The sequence below is a fragment of the Sulfitobacter sp. SH22 genome (assembly GCF_965641905.1).
Lineage (GTDB): Bacteria > Pseudomonadota > Alphaproteobacteria > Rhodobacterales > Rhodobacteraceae > Sulfitobacter.
In genome coordinates, this window is sequence record NZ_OZ282573.1 from 3,232,618 (window position 1) to 3,256,961 (window position 24,344).

At 58.3% G+C, this 24,344-nt stretch carries 25 protein-coding genes; 17 read left to right on the forward strand and 8 right to left on the reverse strand.

Features of this window, described 5'->3' with window-relative positions; translation table 11 throughout:
• The first annotated feature begins 92 nt into the window (after window positions 1-92).
• Window positions 93-746 carry a YggS family pyridoxal phosphate-dependent enzyme gene (locus ACSQ13_RS17795; RefSeq protein ID WP_176248955.1) on the forward strand — a complete coding sequence of 218 codons (654 nt, stop codon included), beginning with the start codon at window positions 93-95 and terminating at the stop codon, window positions 744-746.
• A gap of 24 nt (window positions 747-770) precedes the next feature.
• On the opposite strand, the gene ACSQ13_RS17800 is transcribed toward ACSQ13_RS17795, so the two are convergent.
• Together ACSQ13_RS17800 and ribA are read right to left on the reverse strand one after the other, a co-directional pair.
• Window positions 771-1,265: a L,D-transpeptidase family protein gene (locus ACSQ13_RS17800; RefSeq protein ID WP_176248956.1), complete on the reverse strand. Its 495-nt coding sequence runs from the start codon at window positions 1,263-1,265 to the stop codon at window positions 771-773.
• Window positions 1,262-2,350: a GTP cyclohydrolase II gene (gene ribA / locus ACSQ13_RS17805; RefSeq protein WP_295508258.1), complete on the reverse strand. Its 1,089-nt coding sequence runs from the start codon at window positions 2,348-2,350 to the stop codon at window positions 1,262-1,264. Before ribA ends, ACSQ13_RS17800 begins: the two co-directional genes overlap by 4 nt.
• Before the next feature lie 166 nt (window positions 2,351-2,516).
• Between ribA and ACSQ13_RS17810 the strand changes: the two genes are divergently transcribed.
• The 5 genes from ACSQ13_RS17810 to ACSQ13_RS17830 all read left to right on the forward strand — a co-directional run bounded on the left by ACSQ13_RS17810 (window position 2,517) and on the right by ACSQ13_RS17830 (window position 6,048).
• Window positions 2,517-3,203, forward strand: coding sequence for a response regulator transcription factor (locus tag ACSQ13_RS17810; RefSeq protein ID WP_295508255.1), 687 nt, complete (start codon window positions 2,517-2,519; stop codon window positions 3,201-3,203).
• Between the two features lie 235 nt (window positions 3,204-3,438).
• The gene (locus tag ACSQ13_RS17815; RefSeq protein ID WP_176248959.1) at window positions 3,439-4,227 is read left to right on the forward strand and encodes an exodeoxyribonuclease III; all 789 of its coding nucleotides are present in this window, start codon (window positions 3,439-3,441) and stop codon (window positions 4,225-4,227) included.
• A gap of 52 nt (window positions 4,228-4,279) precedes the next feature.
• Entirely contained in the window at window positions 4,280-5,194 is a 915-nt protein-coding gene (locus tag ACSQ13_RS17820; RefSeq protein ID WP_295508250.1) for a thioredoxin family protein, read from the forward strand.
• A gap of 27 nt (window positions 5,195-5,221) precedes the next feature.
• The gene (locus ACSQ13_RS17825) at window positions 5,222-5,866 is read left to right on the forward strand and encodes an LON peptidase substrate-binding domain-containing protein (RefSeq protein WP_176248961.1); all 645 of its coding nucleotides are present in this window, start codon (window positions 5,222-5,224) and stop codon (window positions 5,864-5,866) included.
• 29 nt (window positions 5,867-5,895) lie between these two features.
• Window positions 5,896-6,048, forward strand: a complete 153-nt coding sequence (locus tag ACSQ13_RS17830) for a Trm112 family protein (protein WP_176249063.1) — start codon at window positions 5,896-5,898, stop codon at window positions 6,046-6,048.
• Between the two features lie 4 nt (window positions 6,049-6,052).
• Here ACSQ13_RS17830 and ACSQ13_RS17835 read toward each other — a convergent pair whose 3' ends face one another.
• Complete coding sequence (locus ACSQ13_RS17835) at window positions 6,053-7,279, reverse strand: FAD-dependent monooxygenase (RefSeq protein WP_176248962.1); 1,227 nt, start codon at window positions 7,277-7,279, stop codon at window positions 6,053-6,055.
• A gap of 86 nt (window positions 7,280-7,365) precedes the next feature.
• Here ACSQ13_RS17835 and ACSQ13_RS17840 point away from each other — a divergent pair, with 86 nt between their 5' ends.
• The 4 genes from ACSQ13_RS17840 (at window position 7,366) to ACSQ13_RS17855 (ending at window position 13,654) form a co-directional block, all read left to right on the forward strand.
• Window positions 7,366-8,694: an amidase gene (locus ACSQ13_RS17840; protein WP_295508242.1), complete on the forward strand. Its 1,329-nt coding sequence runs from the start codon at window positions 7,366-7,368 to the stop codon at window positions 8,692-8,694.
• Between the two features lie 107 nt (window positions 8,695-8,801).
• Window positions 8,802-9,986 carry an aminotransferase class I/II-fold pyridoxal phosphate-dependent enzyme gene (locus ACSQ13_RS17845; RefSeq protein ID WP_295508240.1) on the forward strand — a complete coding sequence of 395 codons (1,185 nt, stop codon included), beginning with the start codon at window positions 8,802-8,804 and terminating at the stop codon, window positions 9,984-9,986.
• A 17-nt stretch (window positions 9,987-10,003) separates the two neighbouring features.
• On the forward strand, window positions 10,004-12,886 hold the full coding sequence (locus tag ACSQ13_RS17850; protein ID WP_295508237.1) for a DNA translocase FtsK: 2,883 nt from the start codon (window positions 10,004-10,006) through the stop codon (window positions 12,884-12,886).
• Window positions 12,887-13,048: 162 nt separating this feature from the next.
• Window positions 13,049-13,654 carry a LolA family protein gene (locus tag ACSQ13_RS17855; protein WP_176248966.1) on the forward strand — a complete coding sequence of 202 codons (606 nt, stop codon included), beginning with the start codon at window positions 13,049-13,051 and terminating at the stop codon, window positions 13,652-13,654.
• Window positions 13,655-13,693: 39 nt separating this feature from the next.
• On the opposite strand, the gene ACSQ13_RS17860 is transcribed toward ACSQ13_RS17855, so the two are convergent.
• Both ACSQ13_RS17860 and ACSQ13_RS17865 read right to left on the reverse strand, forming a co-directional pair.
• Entirely contained in the window at window positions 13,694-14,290 is a 597-nt protein-coding gene (locus ACSQ13_RS17860) for a lytic transglycosylase (RefSeq protein WP_295508234.1), read from the reverse strand.
• A 70-nt stretch (window positions 14,291-14,360) separates the two neighbouring features.
• Entirely contained in the window at window positions 14,361-15,242 is an 882-nt protein-coding gene (locus ACSQ13_RS17865; RefSeq protein WP_176248968.1) for an AEC family transporter, read from the reverse strand.
• A gap of 84 nt (window positions 15,243-15,326) precedes the next feature.
• Here ACSQ13_RS17865 and hspQ point away from each other — a divergent pair, with 84 nt between their 5' ends.
• Window positions 15,327-15,653: a heat shock protein HspQ gene (gene hspQ / locus ACSQ13_RS17870; protein ID WP_176248969.1), complete on the forward strand. Its 327-nt coding sequence runs from the start codon at window positions 15,327-15,329 to the stop codon at window positions 15,651-15,653.
• 35 nt (window positions 15,654-15,688) lie between these two features.
• Here hspQ and ggt read toward each other — a convergent pair whose 3' ends face one another.
• The 3 genes from ggt to ACSQ13_RS17885 form a co-directional block, all read right to left on the reverse strand.
• Entirely contained in the window at window positions 15,689-17,266 is a 1,578-nt protein-coding gene (gene ggt, locus ACSQ13_RS17875) for a gamma-glutamyltransferase (RefSeq protein ID WP_295508228.1), read from the reverse strand.
• Between the two features lie 290 nt (window positions 17,267-17,556).
• A complete protein-coding gene (locus ACSQ13_RS17880; RefSeq protein ID WP_176248971.1) occupies window positions 17,557-18,057 on the reverse strand; it encodes an ATP-binding protein in 501 nt (166 codons plus the stop codon).
• 2 nt (window positions 18,058-18,059) lie between these two features.
• Window positions 18,060-18,395, reverse strand: coding sequence for an STAS domain-containing protein (locus ACSQ13_RS17885; RefSeq protein WP_176248972.1), 336 nt, complete (start codon window positions 18,393-18,395; stop codon window positions 18,060-18,062).
• Window positions 18,396-18,484: 89 nt separating this feature from the next.
• Between ACSQ13_RS17885 and ACSQ13_RS17890 the strand changes: the two genes are divergently transcribed.
• From ACSQ13_RS17890 to ACSQ13_RS17915, 6 genes are all read left to right on the forward strand, one after another.
• Window positions 18,485-19,657, forward strand: coding sequence for a thiolase family protein (locus ACSQ13_RS17890; RefSeq protein ID WP_295508223.1), 1,173 nt, complete (start codon window positions 18,485-18,487; stop codon window positions 19,655-19,657).
• A 77-nt stretch (window positions 19,658-19,734) separates the two neighbouring features.
• Entirely contained in the window at window positions 19,735-20,193 is a 459-nt protein-coding gene (locus ACSQ13_RS17895; RefSeq protein ID WP_176248974.1) for a GAF domain-containing protein, read from the forward strand.
• Between the two features lie 67 nt (window positions 20,194-20,260).
• The gene (locus ACSQ13_RS17900) at window positions 20,261-20,833 is read left to right on the forward strand and encodes a helix-turn-helix domain-containing protein (RefSeq protein ID WP_176248975.1); all 573 of its coding nucleotides are present in this window, start codon (window positions 20,261-20,263) and stop codon (window positions 20,831-20,833) included.
• On the forward strand, window positions 20,833-21,456 hold the full coding sequence (locus tag ACSQ13_RS17905) for a LysE family translocator (protein ID WP_176248976.1): 624 nt from the start codon (window positions 20,833-20,835) through the stop codon (window positions 21,454-21,456). The genes ACSQ13_RS17900 and ACSQ13_RS17905 overlap by 1 nt, the downstream gene beginning before the upstream one ends.
• Before the next feature lie 2 nt (window positions 21,457-21,458).
• The gene (locus ACSQ13_RS17910; protein ID WP_176248977.1) at window positions 21,459-21,842 is read left to right on the forward strand and encodes a GFA family protein; all 384 of its coding nucleotides are present in this window, start codon (window positions 21,459-21,461) and stop codon (window positions 21,840-21,842) included.
• Window positions 21,835-24,282, forward strand: coding sequence for a GcvT family protein (locus ACSQ13_RS17915; protein ID WP_295508217.1), 2,448 nt, complete (start codon window positions 21,835-21,837; stop codon window positions 24,280-24,282). Before ACSQ13_RS17910 ends, ACSQ13_RS17915 begins: the two co-directional genes overlap by 8 nt.
• The last annotated feature ends 62 nt before the right edge of the window (window positions 24,283-24,344 follow it).

Here is a 24,344-nt window from a genome sequence, read left to right on the forward strand (position 1 = left end):
GCAACCATCTAAAAGAGGGGCAGGCCATTGGTCTGCCCCTTTTCTTTTGTGCCAAGCTGTAGTTCTGTGCCACCGGAAACAGGGGGCGTATCATGAGCTTGCACGACATCAAAATCCGCATCGCAAAAGCCGAAGAAAACGCAGGCCGTGCACCGGGCAGCGTCAAACTGATCGCTGTCAGCAAGGTGCAGCCCAATGCGCGGGTGCAGGCGGTGCTGGACGAAGGCCACCGTTGTTTCGGTGAAAACCGCGTTCAGGAAGCCGAAGGCAAATGGCCCGACTTCAAAAAATCCTATAGCGGGATCGAGCTGCATCTGATCGGGCCGCTTCAGTCAAACAAAGCCCGCGCCGCGATGGAGCTGTTCGACGTTATTCACACCTTGGACCGTCCGAAACTGGCCACAACCTTTGCCCGGCTGGCGCAAGAGATGGGCCACTGTCCCGACATGTTCATTCAGGTCAACACAGGTGAAGAAGACCAGAAAGCAGGTGTGATGCCCGCCGATGCAGACGCATTTATCAAGGAATGTCAGGGTCTTGACCTGCCGGTGCGTGGTTTGATGTGTATCCCCCCCGTAGACGAGGAAGCCGCGCTGCATTTCGCGCTGCTGGCCAAGATCGCAACGCGCAACGGGTTGGATGGCCTGTCGATGGGCATGAGCAGTGATTTCGAAAAGGCCATCGCCTTGGGTGCGACCCATATCCGCGTGGGATCAGCGATCTTCGGGGAGCGCGTTCCTGCCTAGCGGGGCGGTGGGTTGGCACCCAGCTTACGCAACAATCAGGCGGGTTCGGTGTTTGATCTTGGGTGCAATGTGATGCAGATGCGCCCGTGAAAGGGCAATGCACCCTTCAGTCGGATAACCGGGCCGGCGATATTGGTGCATGAAAATCGCCGAACCCCGCCCCTTGACCGCATAGGGCCAGTTCCAATCGGTCAGCAAGATCAGGTCGTACAGCGGATCAGCGCGGCGCAAGCGTTCATGGCTGTGCGGGTAGGGCGCACGGACCATCATGTTGTAGTCTTGATCGCGAGGATCATCTGACCACAGATCCAGCGGGCCAATCGGTTTTGCCCACTGCGCAGGCCGCGCAATACGGTCGGGGCGGTACAGCATACCGACAATCCGGTGAATGCCCCTTGGCGTGGCCCCGTCGCCTTCGCGTTTGCGCGACGTGATGCCGGTTTTGCCGATGGTGCAGGGATAGGTAAGGCCCTGAAACCGCAACCCCATTGGCGTCAGAACCATATCGTCAGGGGTCACAGCAAATGCCCCGATTTGGCGGCCTTGGTCGCAAGATATGCGGTGTTGTGACGGTTTTCACCGACTTTAAGGGGGACCCTTTCGGTGACTTTGATGCCGCTTGCCTCCATCATCTCGACTTTGCGGGGGTTGTTGGTTAGCAGGCGCACGGCTGAAAATCCCATTGATTTCAGGATGTCAGACCCAAGGCGAAAATCACGCTCGTCATCCTCGAACCCCAAGCGGTGGTTGGCTTCGACCGTGTCAAACCCTTGATCCTGAAGGGAATAGGCGCGCATCTTGTTGGCCAGACCAATGCCGCGCCCTTCTTGATTCAGATACAGCAAGACGCCGTTCCCCTCGGCCCCCATCTGGGCAAGTGCGGCGTGCAACTGTGGCCCGCAGTCGCATTTCAGGCTGCCCATCAGGTCGCCGGTAAAGCAGGCGGAATGCAATCTTGCCAACACAGGTTTGCTGCGGTCGGGACGACCGATTTCGATGGCATAATGTTCTTCGCCGCCATCATCGGGCCGGAAAATATGCAGCCGACCCGCCTCTGATACCTCCATCGGGAGACGTGCGTTGACAACGGGGTGCAGCGGGCTGCGGCTGGCAAGGGCGGGCAGGGCTGCCGCCAAATCAAGGGTGGTCAGGCCGTGGGTTGCGGCAAAACCGGCGGCTTCGGGCAGATCAAGGACAATCGCGGCGGGCAAAAGCCGCGCAGATTTCACCAGTTGCAACGCGGCCCCATGGGCCGAAGCATCCCCGCCGCGGGCGCATTTCAGCGGCCCTTTCATCGGGCTGCGCAGATCGTCTGCGGGGTCTGCGATGGCTTGCACCCATCTTGGCGTCGCGTCTTGGGGCAGCACAACACGGGCAAGGGCCCCGTCATAGGCCGGTGCCTTGAGGGTTTCGGCCCGCCGCGCTGTGATTGCCAGAACGGGATCACCGCCAAGCGCCAGCAGGTCGGTCAGACGCTGGGCGCTCAACGTCTCGGCGGCAATGACCAATACGGGGGCATCGCCCAGGAAAACGACCGGCACACCCATGCGCAAATCTGCGCGGGCCCGGGCCAGTTGTTCGGTAATGTCGGGGCCAAATGCCATCTTTTGTAATCTTTCAGGTCTGTTGTGACAGAATACTTAGGTGAGTTGGGCTGGAAATGAAACATTTGCTGTGTTTTGCGCACGGTCCTGTGAATAAAGCTCTGGCCCCCTTGTCCGCACGGGTTTGTGAACACACCTTTAGTGGGAGTTGTAAAGGATGAGTAATATGGCCCAGTTGAAGAAAATCCTGCTTGTGGATGACGACGACGACCTGCGCGATGCGCTGAGCGAGCAATTATTGCTGACCGAAGATTTCGACGTTTTCGAAGCCGCCAATGGCGCAGACGCAAAAACCCGTGCAGCCGAGGCGCTGTACGATCTGGTGATCCTTGATGTGGGGCTGCCCGATATCGACGGGCGTGACCTGTGCCGTGAATTGCGGACTCTAGGCGTGAAAAGCCCGATCCTGATGTTGACGGGTCATGACAGTGATGCCGATACCATTATGGGGCTGGATGCCGGTGCCAATGACTATGTCACCAAACCGTTCAAATTCCCGGTTTTGCTGGCGCGTATCCGTGCCCAACTGCGGCAACACGAGCAATCCGAAGAGGCGATTTTCCAGCTTGGGCCCTATACCTTCAAGCCGTCAGCGAAATTGCTGGTAAGCGAAGACGACAAGAAAATCCGCCTGACCGAGAAAGAAACCAACATCCTGAAATTCCTGTACCGTTCTGCGGCAGGGGTCGTCCCGCGGGATACTTTGTTGCACGAGGTTTGGGGCTATAACGCAGGCGTAACCACCCACACGCTGGAAACCCACATTTACCGTCTGCGCCAAAAGATCGAGCCCGATCCGTCGAATGCACGGATTTTGGTAACTGAATCAGGTGGTTACAGATTAAGTTCCTAACGTTGGAACTTAATTAATACTGACCTGTTATATTCCCGAGCGGCGGGGTTTTCATGACCCGCCAATCGGTTTGAACCCCGACGCATGTATCCGGGTTATGATACATTCCTCCCTGTTGGACTTGGCCGGGCCATTGCGCCCGGCCTTTTTTTGTCCGCCGATGCGCCCAATTCGTCATGGTAGCCACAACGCCTTTCAGGTTAGGTTGCGCAGGATCAGATTTGGGGGATTATCCATGCCATTTACGCTTGCGACTTGGAACATCAACTCGGTTCGTTTGCGCGAACCGCTTGTGCTGAAGCTGCTACAAGAGCACGGGCCTGACGTTCTGTGTTTGCAGGAATGCAAAAGCCCGGTTGATAAAATCCCGACCGAGGCATTTCACGCCGCCGGATACACGCACATGGTTGCGCGCGGCCAAAAAGGGTACAACGGCGTTGCGATCCTGTCGCGTCTGCCGCTTGAGGATGCGGGCGATCAGGATTTTGCCACGCTGGGCCATGCGCGTCATGTCGCGGCGAGACTTGAAAACGGTGTGACCATCCAGAACTTCTATGTGCCCGCAGGTGGCGATGTGGCAGACCGTGAAGTGAACGAGAAATTCGGCCAGAAGCTGGATTACCTTGCCGGTATGCGTGACTGGTTCCACAGCGAGAAGCCCCAGAAATCCATCCTTGTGGGTGATCTGAACATCGCCCCGCGCGAAGATGACGTATGGGGGCATAAACAGCTTCTCAAGGTTGTCAGCCACACCCCGATCGAGGTTGAAAAGCTGGCCGAAACCCAGGACGCAGGCGGTTTTGTCGACATCACACGTCAGGACATCCCCGAGGGGAATTTGTACAGTTGGTGGTCGTACCGTGCCAAGGATTGGGATGCCGCCGACAAGGGCCGCCGGCTTGACCATGTGTGGGCAACGCCGGATATTTCGAACGCAGCGCATTCCAGCAAAATCCTGCGCGATGTACGCGGTTGGGAAAAGCCAAGCGATCACGTGCCGGTCTTTGCGACATTCGACCTTTGAATTAACGGGGCCAGCCCACATATAGAGGGCAACCCCAAGTGAGGATATTGAAATGATGGATTTGAACCTTTCGCCCGCACCAGACACCAACCTGATCAAGGACACGACCGAGGCGACGTTCATGGCCGATGTGGTCGAGGCATCGCAAGACGTTCCGGTTATCGTTGATTTCTGGGCACCGTGGTGTGGACCCTGCAAGACTTTGGGCCCTATGCTGGAAGACGCCGTGCGCGCCGCCAAGGGCGCGGTCAAGATGGTCAAGATCAACGCAGACGAGGCGCAACAGATCGTCGGTCAGATGCAGATCCAGTCCCTGCCGACTGTCTATGCGTTTTTCAAAGGCCAGCCGGTTGACGGCTTTCAGGGCGCGCAGCCGCAATCCGAGATCAAGGCGTTTATCGACCGTGTGATCAAGGCAGCCGGTGGTGAGGCCCCCGGCGAGGCGTTGAACGAGGCGGTTGCCGCCGCCGAAGATATGCTGGCCGAAGGGGCGGCACAGGATGCCGCCGACACTTTTGCCGCCATTCTGGGCGAAGACCCGAACCACGCCGGTGCCTATGGTGGCATGGTGCGCGCCTACATCGCGCTGGACCTGCTGGACGAGGCCGAGGCCCATCTAAACGGTGCCCCGATCGAGATCTCGAAATCACCCGAGCTTGAAGCGGCCCATGCGCAGCTGGAACTGGCCCGTCAGGCTGCCGATGCCGGTCCGGTGGCCGAACTGCAAGCGGCCGTGGATGCCAACCCCGATGACCTGCAGGCGCGGCTTGATCTGGCCAAGGCGCTTTATGCCCATGGTGACATTCAAGGTGCGGTTGACCAATTGCTGACCTTGTTTGGCAAGGACCGAGAATGGAATGACGGGGCTGCCAAGACACAGCTTTTCACCATATTCGATGCACTAAAGGCCAATGATCCGATTGCGCTGAACGGGCGCCGGAAACTTAGCTCGATGATATTTGCTTAAGGTGTTTCGCGCACTAGATAGACCCTCATGATAAAGCAATCAGAGCTACCAGACACGATCGCAATTTTCCCGCTTGGGGGGGCTTTGTTGCTGCCCCGTTCGCGGCTGCCATTGCACATCTTTGAACCCCGTTATCTTCAGATGATCGAGGATAGTCTAAAGACGTCCGGACGTCTGATCGGCATGGTTCAGCCCAATGTTGTGCCCGGCCGTGAAGGGCCGGGTTTGCAAACGATCGGGTGTGCAGGGCGAATTACCCAGTTCTCTGAAACCGAAGACGGCCGGTACATGATCACATTGGGTGGCGTGTCGCGGTTTCGTGTGGTCAAGGAAGTCGAAGGCTTCACACCCTATCGGCGCTGCGAAGTGAACTGGGACGGGTTCGAGCGTGATCTGGGCAAAGACGAGGAAGACTGCGATTTCGACCGCGAAAAGTTTCTCGATACGCTTGGCCGGTATTTCGACGCGCGCAATCTGTCGGCGGACTGGGATACGTTGCAAGAGGCCGATGACGAATTACTGATCAATTCGCTGTCGATGATGCTGGACCTCGAGTCCGAGGACAAGCAGGCACTGCTCGAAGCTCCGTCGCTGTCGACGCGCCGCGAAACGTTGCTGACATTGATTGAATACACCCTGCGCGGTGGACATGAAGGGGAGATGATGAATTGAGCAGTGAAGAAATCCAGTTCGACCGCCGGATGCTTGAGGCGTTGATTTGCCCGCGCACGCGGACAACCCTCAGCTATGATGCCGAGAAACAAGAGCTGGTGTCCAAAGCGGCGGGTCTTGCCTATCCGATCCGCAACGGTATTCCCGTGATGCTGGTTGACGAAGCGCGGGTTCTGGACTGACCGCTTACAGCGGTTCACCCTGCATGAGCCGTGGCAGATCACCCGTCAAACCGGCCGCTTCGCGGATAAACCCGCGGCGCGCGCCGGGCAGGGCATTAATAGCGGCCATGCCCACATCACGTGCGATGCGCAGCAACGGGTTATCATTTGAAAACAGCCGGTTAACACTGTCGGTCGCCAGTGCCAATGTGGTGTTATCAAAGCGCCGCCAGATCTGGTATTGATCCAGAACCGTAACGCTGCCGACGTCCTGACCGCGGCGCATGGCATCTGCGATGACCTCGGCCAAGGCGGCAACGTCGCGCATCCCCGCATTCAGCCCCTGGCCCGCAATCGGGTGAACCCCATGCGCGGCATCGCCCAGCAAGGCCACGCGGTCCGCCACCATCGAATGGGCCAGTGACAGGCTTAGCGGGTAGGTGAACCGCGCCCCTGCCAGTGATATTTCACCCAGAAAATCGCCAAAGCGGGGCCGCAAAACATCCAGATATGCCGCGTCCGGCAGCGCGTTGATCCGTGCGGCATTTTCGGCGGTTTCGCTCCAGACGATGGAGGACCGGTTTTCGGTCAGGGGCAATATCGCAAGCGGGCCGGGCGGCATAAAGAACTGGTGCGCGACCCCGTTGTGGGGCTTTTCATGCGAAATCGCACAGACCAGTGCCGTTTGCGCGTACCCCCAGCCGATGCGTTTGATCCCTGCGCGCATGGCCGTGCCCGAACCGCGCCCGTCCGCGCCAACCAGCAGCTTTGCCCGCACGGTCTTGCCGCTTGCCAATGTCAGGGTGACACCGGATGCATCCACGTCTTGGGCGACAACGTCTTCGCCGTTCAGCAGGGTGATGCCATCTACGGCTTTCGTTGCGTCCATCAATGCGACCCGGAGGTGCCGGTCTTCGACCATGTGGCCCATCGGGCCTTCCTCGATCTCGGCGTGGTCGAAATGCATGAAAAACGGCGAAGGCCCTTCGCCGGCACGCCCGTCTGTTACCTTGATCTCGAGCATCGGCTGGGCATTTTCTGCCACGGCGTCCCACACGCCGATACCGTCCAGCAACCGCGTCGAGGTCAGCGCCAAGGCATAGGACCGCCCGTCGAAACCGGCGTCGCTGCGCACGTCGCTTTCCAGCCGGTCAATGATGGTTACCCGCAGCCCGATCCGGGCCAGTGCCAAACCCAAGGCGGGGCCGTTCAGCCCACCGCCGACGATCGCGATATCTGTGTCAAAATCCATATGTCTAAATATGTGCGTGCGTCAGGGATTGTCCATGCGCGCAACGGTCGCTACCGTCCGTTTCGGTAGATTAACGAGGGAATGACATGCAAGACTGGCTGACAATGACTGCCGCGGATCTGGGACGGGGCATTGAAGAGGGTCAGATTGACCCTGTCGGTCTGTGCAAAACATATCTGGATGCCATCGATGCGCATCCGCTGCGTGACCAGATCTATGCCCGCGTCACCGCAGACCGCGCCATGTCCGAAGCCCGCGCCGCATCGGTGCGTGCAAAGGCAGGGCAGCGTTTGTCGCCTTTGGATGGCGTGCCAATCAGCTGGAAAGATTTGTTCGATACCGCCGATGTGGTGACCGAAGCGGGGTCTTTGCTGTTGAAAGACCGCGTTCCCCAAAATGACGCCCATGTGCTGAAAAACGCGACGGCGATGGGCCTGGTCTGCCTTGGTAAAACCCACATGAGCGAACTGGCTTTTTCGGGGTTGGGCCACAATCCGTCAACGGCAACACCCCCATGCGTTAACGATCAGGCGGCTGTTTCCGGGGGGTCATCCTCTGGGGCGGCGGCGTCGGTTGCCTTTGGTCTGGCCGCAGCGGCGATCGGTTCTGATACGGGCGGATCTGTGCGCATTCCTTCGGTCTGGAACGATCTGGTCGGGCTGAAAACCACGGCAGGTCGCGTGTCGTTGGAGGGCGTTGTCCCCCTTGCCTTGAAATTTGATACTGTCGGCCCGCTGTGCCGGTCAGTCGAGGATGCGGGGCTGTTGCTGGCCGCGCTCGAGGGGACGAAACCGGCCGATTTATCCAGCGTTGATCTGGAAGGTCGCCGCCTTGCGATTTTGCGCACCGTGGCGATGGATGATCTGGCTGATATACCCGCAGCAGCCTTTGACTCGGCGGTTGAAAAGCTGCGCGATGCCGGGGCCATCGTCGAAGACCTGCATTTCAGGGATCTGGAAAACGCGATGCCGCTGAGTGGCTGTTTGTTCACTGCCGAAGCCTACGGTCTGTGGCGCGATGTGATCGAGGCAAATCCGGATGCAATGTATGCAGAAATTCTTGAACGGTTCCGTCTGGGCAAAAACCACTCCGGCCCAGATTATGTTGCCGCTTGGGCCAAGCTTGAGGGGATACGCAAGCTGTACGCCCGTGCGACTGCCGGCTTTGATGCGGTGATTTTGCCAACGGCCCCTATCTTGCCGCCCAAGCTGGAACGGCTGGAAAGTGACCATGACTATTACGTGTCGTCCAACCTGTTGGCATTGCGCAACACGCGCATCGGTAACCTGATGGGGGTCTGCGCCATGACCTTGCCAACAGGCACTGCGTCCTGCGGTCTGATGATGATGGCAGCACCGGACACCGAGGAGCGCCTGTTGCGCCTCGCCGTCGCCGCAGAAGAGGCACTGGCCTAAAAGACACAAAAGCAGCCTGATGTCCTAGATTCTCTGGACGTGAGGCAAGCCCTTGGGTAGTTTGAAAGAAACGGGGCGCTTATGATCCCGAACCCGAGGCAGTTGTGATGTTATATCCCGAGCGGTTTTCGAACCTTCCGGCCCATGCGTGGCCGCGCCTGCGTGCATTGCTTGATGTGCATGAAGGCGGTGGTGTGCCTATTCATATGACGATAGGCGAGCCGAAACATGCGTTTCCGGCGTGGGTCACCGATGTGATCACGCAAAACGCCGCAGGCTTTAACAGCTATCCCCCCAACGACGGGTCGCCCGAATTGCGCGGTGCCATCGCCGACTGGATCAAGCGGCGTTACGGTGTGACCGTGGATGCCGATACGCAAGTCATGGCGCTGAACGGCACGCGCGAAGGGTTGTACAACGCTGTGATGGCGGTTTGCCCTGAAACCAAGAACGGTCAAAAACCGGCGATCCTGATGCCGAACCCGTTTTATCAGGTCTATATGATTGCCGCGATTTCCGGTGCCGCTGACCCGATCATGGTGCCCGCAACGCTGGAAACCGGCCATCTGCCGGACTTTGCCAGCCTACCTGCGGATGTGCTGAACCGGACCACCGCTGCCTATATTTGTTCGCCCGCCAACCCGCAGGGCGCAGTGGCAAGCCGTGAATATTGGACCGATCTGCTGGCGCTGGCCGAGAAATACGATTTCAAGATTTTTGCCGATGAGTGTTATTCCGAGATTTACCGCGATACGCCCCCCGTCGGTGCGTTGCAGGTCGCTATGGAAGTCGGGGCTGATCCTGACCGCGTCGTGATCTTTCATTCGCTGTCAAAACGGTCGAACCTTCCGGGGCTCCGGTCAGGCTTTGTCGCGAGCGGGCCGAACACCATGCGCGAGATCAAGCAGTTGCGAAACTATGCGGGTGCGCCGTTGCCGCTGCCGTTGCAGGCGGCTGCCGCAGCGGTTTGGGCAGACGAAGAACACGTGGCCCAAAGCCGCGCGCTGTACGTCGAGAAATTCGAAGTGGCCGACCGCATTCTGGGCAATGTGCCCGGATATGTCAGCCCCGAGGCGGGTTTCTTTTTGTGGCTTCCGGTCGAGGATGACGAGGCCGCCGCGCTGAAACTGTGGCGTGAAACAGGCGTGCGGGTGCTGCCCGGCGGTTATCTGGCGCAGACTGTTAACGGGGAAAACCCCGGCAAGAAATACATCCGGGTGGCCATGGTCGCCCCATTAGAAGAGACAACGCGCGGGATCCAAGCGATCCGCGACTGTCTCTATCCAGAATAAGACGAGGGATCAGAGCAATGGCATACCAGACACGCGGACGCGACCCCCTGCTAGACAGCAAAATGGCCGAGGCGATTGAAAAACGCGGCAAGGAATTGCTGGGCGTCGGGCTGATTGTCTTGGGCCTGATGGCGGCAATGATGATCGGCAGCTATACGCCGGATGATCCCAACTGGATGGTGTCCACCGACGCGCCTGCGCAAAACTGGCTGGGCCGCATGGGCGCATCTCTGGCCGCGCCTTTGTTCATGATTGTGGGCTGGGGAGCCTGGGCTGTTGCCGCGATCCTGCTTGCGTGGGGCGCGCGGTTTGCGTTGCACCGTGGTGCCGATCGCGCGATGGGCCGCCTGATCTTTGCGCCCATTGCCGTGGCGCTATGTGCAATTTACGGCGCGACCCTGACGCCTGATGCGGAATGGCTGCAAACCCACAGCTTTGGTCTGGGTGGTTTGTTTGGCGATACGGTGATGGGGGCGATCCTCACGATCCTGCCCATCGGGTCGACCTTTACGATCAAGATGATGTCGCTGTTGATGGGCGGGGCGATCCTTGCCCTTGGTGCCTTTGTCATGGGCTTTACCAAGGTCGAACTGAACCGCATTTTCCGCTTTATGCTGGTGGGTGTGATTATGGTTTATGCGGGCATTATGAACGTGCTTGGCCGTGGTGCATCCGGTGCGGTTGTGGCCGCGCAAGGGCTGCAAGCCCGCCAGTCCGAGCGCCGCGCACGCAACCGCATCGAGGCGGAAGAGAACGCAGAATTTGCAGCGTCTCACGCCTATTACGACGACGAGATGCCCGCCCATGCCCCAGTTGCCGCGCCCAAAACCGGCCTGTTGGCAAAAATGCCTGCCTTGGTAAAGCGGACCGAACCAATGCCCGAACCAGAGCTGGTCGAGGATTGGTTTGACGCAGAAATCGACCAAGCGCCAAGCGATGACCGGATCAAATCCAAGATTGCCGATGTCATCAAAAACCGTGTGCGGACAGCGAGTGCCGTGCATGCCCCTGTCACATCGCCTTTGACCCGCGGGCGCGGTCGCGGTCCTGATCCGCTTGTCCTTGATACGACCCCGCGAAGCCACCTGCGCGAGGAGCCGCCCCTGACCGGTGCGGCCCGCGCAGAGCCGCCCCTGACCGCATCGCGTCTGTCGATCAACCCGGCAAAACCCGCACAGCCTGTGCCGCAGCCGGAAATCGCGACGGATAACATCTTTGTCGAAAATGATGTGTTGCCGCTTGAGGATGCTGCGGTTGATGACGCCATTCATATCCCTGTCGCCGCCCCGCGCAAAGTCGTGCAGCAACCGATCCGCAAGGCCATCCAGCCCAGCAAAAAAGCGCAGGCCGAAGCCCAGCCCGGTCTGACCTTCGAAGACACGCACCCCGGGTTTGAACTGCCGCCGCTGAACCTGCTTGAAAGCCCCGATGTCGTAGAGCGCCTGCACCTGAGCGACGAAGCACTGGAAGAAAACGCCCGCATGTTGGAAAACGTGCTGGATGACTATGGCGTAAAGGGTGAAATCGTTGCCGTGCGTCCGGGCCCTGTTGTCACGATGTACGAACTTGAACCTGCCCCCGGTTTGAAAGCCAGCCGTGTGATCGGTCTGGCGGATGACATCGCGCGGTCGATGGCCGCGTTGTCTGCGCGTGTTTCGACCGTTCCGGGGCGCAGCGTCATCGGTATCGAACTGCCGAACGAAAACCGCGAAAAAGTCGTTCTGCGTGAAATTCTGTCGGCGCGTGATTTCGGTGACAGCACCATGCGTCTGCCGCTTGCCCTGGGCAAGGATATCGGCGGCGATCCGGTGGTTGCGAACCTTGCCAAGATGCCCCACCTGCTGATTGCGGGTACGACGGGTTCGGGTAAATCGGTGGCGATCAACACGATGATCCTGTCGTTGCTGTACAAGCTGACGCCGCAAGAATGCCGGATGATCATGATCGACCCCAAGATGTTGGAACTGTCGGTCTATGACGGCATTCCGCACCTGTTGTCCCCCGTTGTGACCGACCCGAAAAAGGCCGTTGTCGCGCTGAAGTGGACCGTGGGCGAGATGGAAGAACGCTATCGCAAGATGTCCAAAATGGGTGTGCGCAACATCGAAGGCTATAATGGTCGCGTCCGCGAAGCGCTGGCCAAAGACGAGATGTTCAGCCGCACCGTTCAGACCGGATTTGACGAAGAAACCGGCGAGCCGATCTTTGAGACGGATGAGTTCAAGCCCGAAACCTTGCCCTATATCGTCGTCATCGTTGACGAAATGGCCGACCTGATGATGGTCGCAGGCAAGGAAATCGAAGCCTGCATCCAACGTCTTGCACAGATGGCGCGGGCATCGGGTATCCACCTGATCATGGCCACGCAGCGCCCGTCGGTTGACGTTATTACCGGCACGATCAAGGCGAACTTTCCGACGCGTATTTCGTTTCAGGTCACGTCCAAGATCGACTCGCGGACCATTCTGGGTGAAATGGGCGCGGAACAGCTGCTGGGTATGGGTGACATGCTTTATATGGCGGGCGGGTCCAAGATCGTGCGTTGCCACGGGCCGTTCGTTTCCGACGAAGAAGTCGAGGAAATCGTGAACCACCTCAAGGCCTATGGCGAACCGGACTATATCTCGGGTGTGGTCGAAGGGCCGCCAGACGACCAAGAGGGCAGTATTGATGCGGTTCTGGGCCTTGGCGGCAATACCGACACCGAAGATGCGCAATATGACACGGCTGTTGCGATCGTGATCAAAGATCGCAAATGTTCGACCTCGTATATCCAGCGCAAACTGGCGATCGGATATAACAAAGCGGCGCGGCTGGTCGAGCAAATGGAAGAGCAGGGCCTTGTGTCGCCTGCCAACCATGTTGGTAAACGCGAAATTCTAGTGCCTGAACAGGGTTAACCGGAACGAATGACGGTTATGCGGGGTTAGCTTGGTGACAGGCTGACCCCGTTTCGTTTTGTAGGTTGTTGCTAAGCGATAACATGCCGCGTGATATCGCATATCAACACGCGGAACCCTATGTTGGGGTCAAGCCACCCGAATAACGTTAGGAATACTTAGATGCGTTTTGTGACCACAACTGTACTGGCCCTCGGCCTTGGATTGGCCGCTGCGTTTCCCGCTACGGCGGAAAAGCTGCCGTTGAATGCGATTTCGAGCTATCTGAATTCGCTAAAAACCGCCCAAGGTGATTTTACCCAGATCAACGACGACGGTTCGATCAGCACGGGCACCATATATATCAAACGCCCTGGGAAAGTGCGTTTTGAATATAATGCGCCCGACACGGGCATCGTGATTGCAGGCAGCAACACGGTTGTCATCTATGACAAAAAGTCGAACCAGCCTGCCGAAACCTATCCGCTGTCAAAAACGCCACTGTCGATTATTCTGGCGGCCAATGTGAACCTGGGTCAGGCGAAAATGGTCACCGGTCACAGCTATGACGGGACATCGACGACTGTTCGCGCACAGGACCCCGAGCATCCCGAATACGGTAACATCGAGCTGAAATTTACGGAAAATCCGGTCGAGCTGCGGCAATGGGTGATCAATGACGGCAACGGCAGTCAGACGACTGTCATTCTGGGTGACCTGAAAAAGGGCGGTCAGCTGGCCAACAGCATTTTTGATACCAGCGGCAATGCGCCGGGAATAAATCGCTAATTAAAAAGGCCCAAGGTTAACCACCTTGGGCCTTTTGCTTTACCAGCGGCGCAGACGGCACCCGGCAATCTGGTTTTCGTACATTTCAGCGCGCAATTGAACCTTGCGTGCGACGCCGATCAGCCAGGGTTTCGAGTTATAGCTTTGACGCGCAAAGCCGGTGTTGCCTTCGTGATAGGCAAGGTACTGATTTTCAGCATCGTGCAATGAAATGCCGTTTTTTGCCTGGCTTTTCGTCATGTACCATCCCATGAAATCGGCCGCATCGTTGATGCGGTCCCGCTTGGCAAAACGGGTGCCGGTTTCGGACAGGTATTCATCCCAAGTGGCATCCAACGCCTGACTATAGCCAAACGCGCTGGATTGGCGCCCCATGGGGATCACACCGATCACATAGCGGAACGGGGTCCGCGCATCGGCGATGAATTTGCTTTCTTGATGGATCGTGGCCATCTGGACATGCACAGGCACACCCCAGCGACGCTCGCTTGCTTTGAAAGCTTTGTAATATTCCGGGCGCTCCTTGAGAATCGCACAGGCGTTGTCCAGATTTCTCGGGGCGCTGGAAGGGCCACTGCCCCCGCCGCAAGACGCTAGAAACACTGCAATAATCAGGGCGCAAAAGGTTCTGCTCATTTGCCTCTCGCTCTATCTTTTTTTATTAATGCCAGTTTACCAGATTTCGCAGGAGGCGCACACCGAAATTTTATAACAAAAACGCCAGCAGGACAGGTAACGCCGCCACCGACATTAATGTTGATGCCACAACCAGTCCGGCCACCGATTGCGCATCGGCACCGTATTTTTCGGCGAGTAAGTAAGACGTTACCGCGACCGGGGTCGCGACCTGCAAAACCAAAACGCCAAGGGCTGTCGAGTCGAGTTCGAAATACGTCCCCGCAGCCCAGGCGATGGCGACGCAAATGACCAGTTTGACTGCCGACAACAGCACAGCGCGGCCAATACCGCCGGGGGTCAGGCGCGCGACGGCAACCCCAAGGGTGATCAGCATTATCGGAATGGCCATCTGCCCCAACAGGCTGAGTGTGTTTGTTAGAAACTTCGGCGTTTCCCAACCCTGGATGAGAAACAGCGCGCCCAGCAGCGTGCCCCAGACCAGCGGTTCGCGGATCACTTTCCCAAAAGACCCCGCGCCAGCCACCAGCCAGATGCCAAAGGTGAAAGACCAGATGGCCATGATCGCGAACACCACAACGGCATAGCTAAGCCCCGCATCGCCAAAGGCGAACAAAGCCAGCGGCAGGCCCAGATTGCCGGTATTGCCAAAGATCAGCGGGGCCAGATAGGTGCGGCGGTTTAGGCCCATCCCCCAGACAAGTGCCGCCGCCACCAAGGTCACAGCGCCATATGCAGCCACAGTCGCCAGCGACAAGGCGGTCAGCGCGGCAGGGTCGATCTGCGCATTCATCAAGGACACAAAGATCAGGCAGGGAACAGACAGGGTCATTGCCAGTTGGGTGACAAACTGGATGCGGTATTCAAACCCCAGTTTCACCCAGACATATCCGATCCCGGCAAGCAGGAATACCGGGGCGACGATCTCTAGCACTGTCAGCGTTAGGTTCACACACTGTTTCCTTGTCTTGGTATTCTGTGATTGGACAAATGCCCCTTGAAGGGATTACTAACGAAAGGTAGGTGCATCAATGTTATGATTAGAACACGCGCAAAATATCATCTTGGCCAGATTGTTCGGCACAAAAAACACCCGTTTCGCGGGGTGATTTTTGACGTGGACCCGGAATTTGCCAATACCGATGAATGGTACGAAGCGATTCCCGAAGACAGCCGCCCCATCAAAGGCCAGCCCTATTACCATTTGCTGGCTGAAAACGACCAAAGCTATTACGTGGCCTATGTGTCCGAACAGAATTTGGTCGCTGATTATTCTGGTGAACCTGTCGATCATCCCGATATTCCCGATCTGTTCGGGCCGTTCACCGATGGCGCATATCCCCTGCATTTCCAACTGAACTAAACGGGAAGGCGCGTTTCCACGCCCTCCCTTTTGCATCAGTAGCCCAAGGCGCAGCCGTCTTTGCGCGGGTCGCTTGCCCCTTCCAAAACGCCATCGCCGCGCAATTTGATCGCTTGCGCCCCGCCAATCGCGGTTCGAGGGATTTCGACCTTGTGACCCATGTCCGACAGCTTGGCGCGGACATCGTCGGAATATCCGCGCTCCACATTCAGCACACCTTTGTCGGTAAACGCACGTGGCGCATCAATGGCGGTCTGCGGGTCCATGCCGAAATCGGTCAGGTTTGAAACAAGCCGCGCATGACCGTTGGGCTGATACGCGCCGCCCATCACACCAAACGGCATCATGACTTTGCCGTTCTGGCGGATCATGCCCGGAATAATCGTGTGCATCGGGCGTTTGCCGCCTTGCAGCTCGTTCACATGCCCTTCTTCCAGGGTGAAGCCCGCGCCGCGGTTTTGCAGCAAGATGCCGAACTTATCCGACGCAATACCCGACCCAAACCCGTGGAAAATCGAATAGATCAGCGAAACCGCCATGCCATCCTTATCGACCACAGTGATGTAAATCGTGTCTTTATGCACGGCCTCGGACAGGGGGGCCGGGTCTGCCATCGCCTTGGACGGATTGATCAGCGCGGCCAGTTTCTGTGCGGTGGCCGGATCCAGCATATGTGCCAACCGCGACGTGTGATCGGGATCGGCAAGGAAACGGTTGCGCGCGTCATAGGCCAGCTTTGCGGCCTCGGCTTCGATGTGCACACGTTCCGCGCCAAACGGGTCCATCGACGCGATATCAAAATGACCTAGCATATTGAGCATCAAAAGCGCGGTGGCACCCTGGCCGTTGGGGGCGTGTTCCAACACTTCGAGGTCTTTGTAAGCGGCCGCGATCGGGTCGCCATAGGTGCAGGCGGTATTTGCGAAATCCTCGGCTGTGTGCAGCCCGCCAAGTTTGCCAAGCGCCGCAACCATGTCCTCGGCGATTTCGCCGGTGTAGAATGCATCGCGGCCGTCTTTGGCCACCCGACGCAACACTTCGGCCTGGCCGGGCGCACGGAAGATCGCACCAGACTTCGGTGCCTTGCCCTCCATCAAATACACATCACGCGCCTTGCCCTGCAACGTGCCGGCATCATTGGCCCAGTCAAAGGCCACGCGCGCAGCAACAGGTACGCCGTTTTCAGCATAGTGGATGGCAGGGGCCAAAAGCGTATCAAGACCCAGTTTCCCAATGTCGTTCGACAAGGTGCAGAACGCACCCATCGCACCGGGCACGGATACGGCATGGGCACTCGTCAGCGGGACTGTGGTTTCGCCTGCGTTACGCAAAATGCCTGCGTTCAGGGCCTTGGGCGCGCGACCCGATCCGTTCAGCGCATGCACCTCGTCGCTGCCGGCAGGGGAATAGAGCACAAAGCAATCGCCGCCGATGCCCGTCATTTGCGGCTCGCAAATCCCCAGCAGAACAGCACCTGCAATTGCGGCATCCATGGCGTTTCCGCCCTGCTCAAGGATGTTGATCGCAGTCTTTGCGGCCAAGGGATGTGATGTGGCGCACATGCCGTTTGTCGCCAGAACGGGGGACCGTCCGGGAAATTGAAAGTCGCGCATGATGAGAGGTTTCCTGTTGCGATTGTGATTTGCGCCGAACCTAGCGCGGCACAAGTCGGAAAACCAATTTTTTCTGGGGGGTAAGAACCTCAACGTCGCGCACTGGGTGGGGGCTATTAGACGCGACGTTGAGGGAAGCTATTGCAGCTACGTCTTATGGTATGATGGCTAAGATGGGCGAAACTGTGATGCCGCTGCGGCGGTTTTGGGGTGAAAACAGGAAATAATAAGGCTTTCTAAGCCGGGATTGTTTTTATTACCATGCGGGCGGTCTGTCGGCCGGTAACCCGCTATTGCCGCGTTTTGTCATCGAAGTCTGTGCTTACGTGCATTATGATCGTCAGTCTGTTCAGCCGGTCACAGCGCCGGTAAGAAACGCTATCGGTCAGGCTGTGTATCAAATGCCAGCCAAATCCTCCCTCGGGCAAGGATTTAGGGTCTGTTGGCCCCCTCTCAAACGCGGTGGGGGGCAAGGTACTGCCGAAAAAGGGCGCGCCGGAATCCTGGAACACGAGCGAAAGGGCGTCGCCCTTTAGTGTGCAGGACATTGAAATCGGGTTGTCGCCTGATTGGCCGGTCAAAGCATGTTCAACAATATTGTTCAGGGTTTCAGCCATCACCAGCTCTATCTGGTCCAGCGCGGTCTGATCGAAAACAACTGTTGAAAGACGTGTCCGGCATGTCGCCAGAGCATCCCTGACATTACGGGCGGTCCCGCCAAGCGATAGGTTGAAAACCTGTGCTGGTCCGGTGCCACTGTCTGTTTGGTTCCTAGGGCTGTGTGCAATCATATCTAGAATTGATCTTGCAGCGCATGGTCCAAAGTGGGGTAAAGCGAAAAGACGCTATCCATCCGCGTCAGGCGAAAAACACGGTCAACCGGGCCATTCAGCCCTGCAAGCACCAAGGTTTTTCCAGGCGACAAATGTTTCATCGTGGCGACGATTGCACCCAACCCACTGGAATCGATGAAAACCACAGCACTCAGGTCAAGCAGGACTTTTTCAGGCGCGTTTTCTGTTATCTGGCGCATATTTTCCTTGAACTCGAGCGCAACGGCTGCGTCGATCCGGTTGTCCAGGACAGTGACAACTTGCAGTAGCTCTTCTGTTCTTGCGGAGAGTCTCATATGCTGGTTCCAAAAATATTGCAGTGTTCCAGCGGGATAAAGCAGATATCTTACGATTCGGTATTCAAGTCCTTTGGGGAGAGCCAAAAATGCAGAAAGTTGTAATCGCAGGTGCTTCGCGCACGCCGATGGGTGGATTTCAAGGCATTTTCGCCGATATGACAGCTGCCGATCTTGGCGGTCATGCGATCAAGGCCGCCATGGAAGGTGCCGGGGCCAAGACTGTGGACGAGGTGCTGATGGGCTGTGTCCTGCTAGCCGGGCAAGGTCAGGCACCCGCACGTCAGGCAGGTTTCAAGGCGGGTCTGGGCGAAGACGTCCCCGCCACGACCCTCAATAAAATGTGCGGTTCCGGGATGAAGGCCGCAATGATCGCCTTTGACCAAATCGCGCTGGGCCAAACCGGTGTCATGGTCGCGGGCGGCATGGAAAGCATGACAAATGCCCCCTACATCCTGCCTAAAATGCGCAGCGGGGCCCGTTTGGGCCATAGCCAGGTGATCGACCACATGTTCCTGGACGGGCTCGAAGACGCCTATGACAAAGGACGCCTGATGGGTACCTTTGCCGAGGATTGCGCCGAAACATTCCAGTTCACCCGCGCCATTCAGGATGACTATGCGCTGGCCTCCCTGTCCCGCGCGCTCCACGCGCAGTCCTCCGGCGCATTCGATAACGAGATTGCGCAGATGGAACTTACCTCGCGCAAGGGCAGCATCACCGTCAGCGCCGATGAACAACCCGCAAATGCGCGCCCTGAAAAGATACCGAATCTCAAGCCCGCCTTCCGTGAGGGGGGCACCGTGACTGCGGCGAATTCGTCCTCGATCTCGGATGGCGCGGCGGCTTTGGTGCTCGCTTCCGAACAAGCGGCCGCTGATCAGGGTCTGACCGTGCGCGCGCATATCATGGGCCACGCCAGCCACGCCCAGGCCCCCGGTCTTTTCACCACCGCCCCTGTTCCGGCCGCGCAAAAATTGCTCGCACGGCTTGGCTGGCAAAAAGAAGATGTCGACCTGTGGGAGGTAAACGAAGCCTTCGCCGTGGTTCCGCTTGCCTTCATGCACGAGATGGGGCTGTCCCATGACATCGTGAACGTCAACGGCGGCGCATGTGCGCTTGGCCACCCGATCGGGGCCTCAGGGGCAAGAATTATCGTGACCTTGCTCAACGCCTTGGAAAAACGCGGCCTGAAACGCGGCATCGCGGCGATCTGTATTGGCGGCGGCGAAGGCACCGCCATCGCAATCGAACGTCCCTAACTTCCAAATGGTTTTAAATCCTCGGGGGGATTGGGGGGCAGACAGCCCCCTTCAACCGTCGTTTCAAAAGGCACCCCATGCAAATCGACTACTCCACTCTTTCACAAACGCTCAAGTCCCTGACAGAGGGCGAAACCGATGCTGTCGCCTTGATGGCCACCGTCACCTGCGAGGTGCATCACGCGGATGACCGCTTTGACTGGACCGGATTTTACCGGGTCACCGAATCGGAACTGCTGAAAATAGGTCCGTATCAGGGTGGTCATGGCTGCCTGGTGATCCCGTTTTCACGCGGCGTTTGCGGGGCTGCTGCACGCACGGGGCAGACCCAGCTGGTGGCCGATGTTGATGCCTTTGAAGGTCATATCGCCTGCGCAAGCTCTACCCGTTCAGAACTGGTTTTGCCCGTGTGGAACGGGTCTGGCGATTTGATCGGCGTGTTCGATATCGACAGCAATCAACCCGATGCTTTCACCCAAGATGACGCGGATCATTTGCAGGCCATTCTGAAAGATTGCTTTGCGGGCGTGAAATAGTTCTGGATTTTTTCATAAAGCTGGCGCAGCGTGAAATTATCATCAGTAATTTCACGAGCCCCCGCCAGTGCAACACGCCCCGCTTTCCTCATCGCAAACCCTGGGTGCTGATCTGCGTGCCCTGCGCAAGGCGCGCGGGCTGACTCTGCACGCGCTCGCGGATGTGTTGAACCGGTCGGTGGGATGGATGAGCCAGGTCGAGCGTGATTTATCCGATCCGTCCATCACGGATCTGCGGCACATTGCAAAGGCGCTTGGTGTTTCTGTTTCAATGTTGTTCCGCCACGCGGCCGCACCGGCACACGAGGCGGGGTTTATCGTGCGCAAGGGCGCGCGCCGCCCCATCGGATCGTCCGTGGCGGGGCTGGTCGAAGAACTGCTGTCCCCTGATCTGACCGATGATTTCGAGATGGTCCATTCCACATTCCTGCCGCATAGCCGGATCAAGGACCGGGTCACGCGCCCGACCCAAGAGGTCGGCTACATCATCTCGGGCAGCCTCGAGATCGAGATCGGCACGACGACCCACATATTGCACCCCGGCGACAGTTTCCGCGTACGCGGAGAGCCGTTTCGCTGGGCCAATCCCAACCCCGACCCCGCTGTTGCGATCTGGGTCATTGCCCCGCCGGTGTATTGATGAGCTTTGAGGCATGGATCATCTTCGCGTTGTTTTGGGTGGTGTTCGTGACCACGCCCGGGCCGAATGCGGTTAATTGCATTAACAATGGTATGAACCTCGACTTCAGCCGCGCGATGATCGGGGTGCTGGGGATACTGACGCAGGCCGCCTTGTTTCTTGTCCTGTCCGCCTTTGGGATCACGGCACTGATCGCAACATCCCAGACCGCCTTTACCGTGGCTAAACTGATCGGTGCGGGGTTTTTAATCTATCTTGGCGTGCGCGGATGGATCAATGCGAAAACGGCTGTCAGCATTATTGAACGCCCCACGCGGTCCATCTATCTGCGGGCCTTTGCCATCGCCACGATCAATCCCAAATCTGTTGCCGGATATCTGGCCGCGTTCAGCCAGTTCGTACAGCCTGACGTGCCGATCTGGGATCAGATGCTGGTCATTGTTCCCACCGCGCTCACGCTGACCGCACTCAGCTACACGGGGTTTACCGCGCTTGGTGCAGGGTTGGGGCGCGCAGCGATGGGGGCTGTTTTCAACGTTTGGGTGCGCCGCGTGATGGCGGCCAGCTTTATCCTTTATGGCATTTTGCTCGGGGCAGCGTCTGCTCCGGCGGGAAGGGGCTGACCATGATGCAGGGAAGCTGTTTGTGCGGCGAGATCACATTTCAGGCCGAGGCGGCAGCGCGGGAACCGGCGGCGTGTCATTGCACCCAGTGTCGCAAGCAATCGGGGCATCATTGGGTTTCGGTTCAGGTGATGGACAGCGCGCTAAAGATTAACGGCAGCCCGCGCTGGTACACGTCGTCCCCCGGCGTGCGGCGCGGGTTTTGCCCGACATGCGGCAGTTTCCTGTTCTGGAAATCCGACGCCGACCCGGATACGGGCGTTTCCCTTGGTGCGGTTGACGGCCCCACGGGGCTGCACCTGACGCGGCATATCTTTGTCGCGGACAAGGGCGATTATTACGACATCCCCGATGGTGTCCCCCAAGAGGAGAAGGAAGATGGCTGAGTTTCCCACAACAGCACGGGTTGTCATCATCGGAGGCGGTGTCGTCGGTGTGTCGTCCCTGTACCATCTGGCGAAAATGGGCTGGACCGATTGCGTCTTGCTGGAAAAGAACGAACTGACCGCCGGATCGACCTGGCATGCGGCAGGCAACTGCCCCAGTTTCAGCACCTCGTGGGCGGTGATGAACATGCAGCGCTATTCGCTGGGCCTGTACAAGGGGCTTGCCGACGAGGTTGACTATCCAATGAATTACCACGTCACCGGATCGGTCCGGTTGGCCCATGGTAAAAACCGCATGATGGAGTTCGAGCGCGCCTGTTCGATGGGCAATTATCAGGGCCTAAACCTCGAGATGATGGACCTTGCCGCGATCAAGGAAAAATACCCGTTCATTGAAACCCATGATCTGGCGGGCGGCCTGTATGATCCCGATGATGGCGATATTGACCCCGCGCAACTGACCCAGGCACTGGCCAAAGGCGCGCGTGACATGGGCGCGCGGATCGAACGGTTCTGCCCCGCAACGGGGGTGAGCCGCGAGAATGGCGAATGGATCGTGCACACGGCCAAAGGCGATATCCGCTGCGAAAAGGTGGTGAACGCCGCTGGCTACTATGCGCAGCGCGTGGGCGAATGGTTCAAACCCTATGGCGGGCGCACGGTGCCGATGGCCACGATGAGCCATCAGTATTTCCTGACCGACGACATCCCCGAGCTCAAGGAATGGACCTTGGCCCAAGGTCACAAGGTGCCGCTGTTGCGCGACGTCGATAGCTCTTACTACCTGCGCCAAGACAAATACGGGCTGAACCTTGGCCCCTACGAGCGGAACTGCAAAGGCCACTGGATGCGGCCCGATGATCCGATGCCCGATGACTTCTCGTTCCAGCTTTACCCTGACGATCTGGAACGGCTCGAATGGTATATCGAGGACGCAATGGCCCGTGTGCCGATCCTTGGCACGGCAGGTGTCGGCCGTGTGATCAACGGCCCGATCCCCTATGCACCCGATGGTCTGCCCCTGCTGGGCCCGATGCCCGGCGTGCCCAATGCGTTCGAGGCGTGCGTGTTCACCTTTGGCATCACCCAGGGCGGTGGTGCGGGCAAGGTGCTGGCCGAATGGGTCACCGAAGGCCAGACCGAATGGGACATGTGGGCCACGGACCCGCGCCGCTATACCGATTACACCGATCAGGATTATGCCAACCAGAAGGCCATCGAAGTCTACGGCCACGAATACGCCATGCATTTCCCGCGCCACGCCTGGCCTGCGGGGCGCGATAAAAAGCTGTCGCCTGTGCATGACCGGATCATCGCACAGGGCGGGCAGATGGGGGCCTATAACGGCTGGGAACGCGCCAATTGGTTCGCAGCTCCGGGCGATGATGTGTCAGAGGAGGCGACCCAGACATGGGACAGAAACGGCCCGTGGGCGCAGCGCATCCGCGAGGAATGCGAGGCGGTGCGCGATCATGTCGGCGTGCTGGATTTGCCGGGGTTCTCGCGGTTCAATCTGTCAGGGGCAGGGGCCGCTGAATGGCTGCGGGGCCGGATCACGGGCGGGCTGCCCAAGATCGGGCGGATGAACCTTGCCTATTTCGCCGATGACCGCGGGCGCATTGTGACAGAGATGTCGGTGCTGCGGGATGGCGATGATGCCTTTACCCTGATCACCGCCGCCACCGCCCAGTGGCATGATTTCGATGTGCTGCGCCCTGCGATCGAGGCAGGCCTGACCCTGAGAGACCACACGCGCGACTATTCGACGTTGATCGTCACAGGCCCGCAGTCACGTGAGCTGTTCAAGGCGCTGGATACGCAGGCTGATTTGTCTGCGTCCTGGTTGTCACATCAGGCCGCTGTCGTCGCAGGGCAAAATTGCGCTTTGGCACGGGTCAGCTTTGCGGGCGAGTTGGGCTGGGAAATTCACGCCGCCAATGCGGATATGCCGGTGATTTATGATGCGGTCATCGCAGCCGGGGCAAAACCCTTTGGCATGTGGGCGCTGAATTCACTGCGGATGGAAAAGGGCTATCGCGCGTGGAAAGGCGATTTGTCGACGGATTATACCATGCTGCAAGGCGGGCTGGACCGGTTCGTGAAATTGGACAAACCGCAGGATTTCCCCGGCAAGGCCGCGTTGCAAAATGAACAGCAACAGGGCGTCTCAAAACGCTTTGTCACGCTGGTTGTCGAAGCGGGGGATCAGGACGCGCCCTATATGTCGACGCTGTCGCATAACGGTGAAGTGGTTGGTGAAACGACCTCGGGCGACTGGGGCTACCGTGTGAACAAATCAATCGCTTTCGGGATGCTGCGGGCCGACCTTGCGACAGCCGGAACAGAGGTCTACGTGGACATCTTCGGCACCAAGTGCCGCGCAATTGTGCAGGCGGACCAGCCGCTATGGGATCCGGAAAACGAGCGCCTGCGGGCGTAGTCGTTTTCTTTCAAAGAAATCGGGCCGGAATTTTCTGAAAATTCCGGCTCAACAGGAGATGT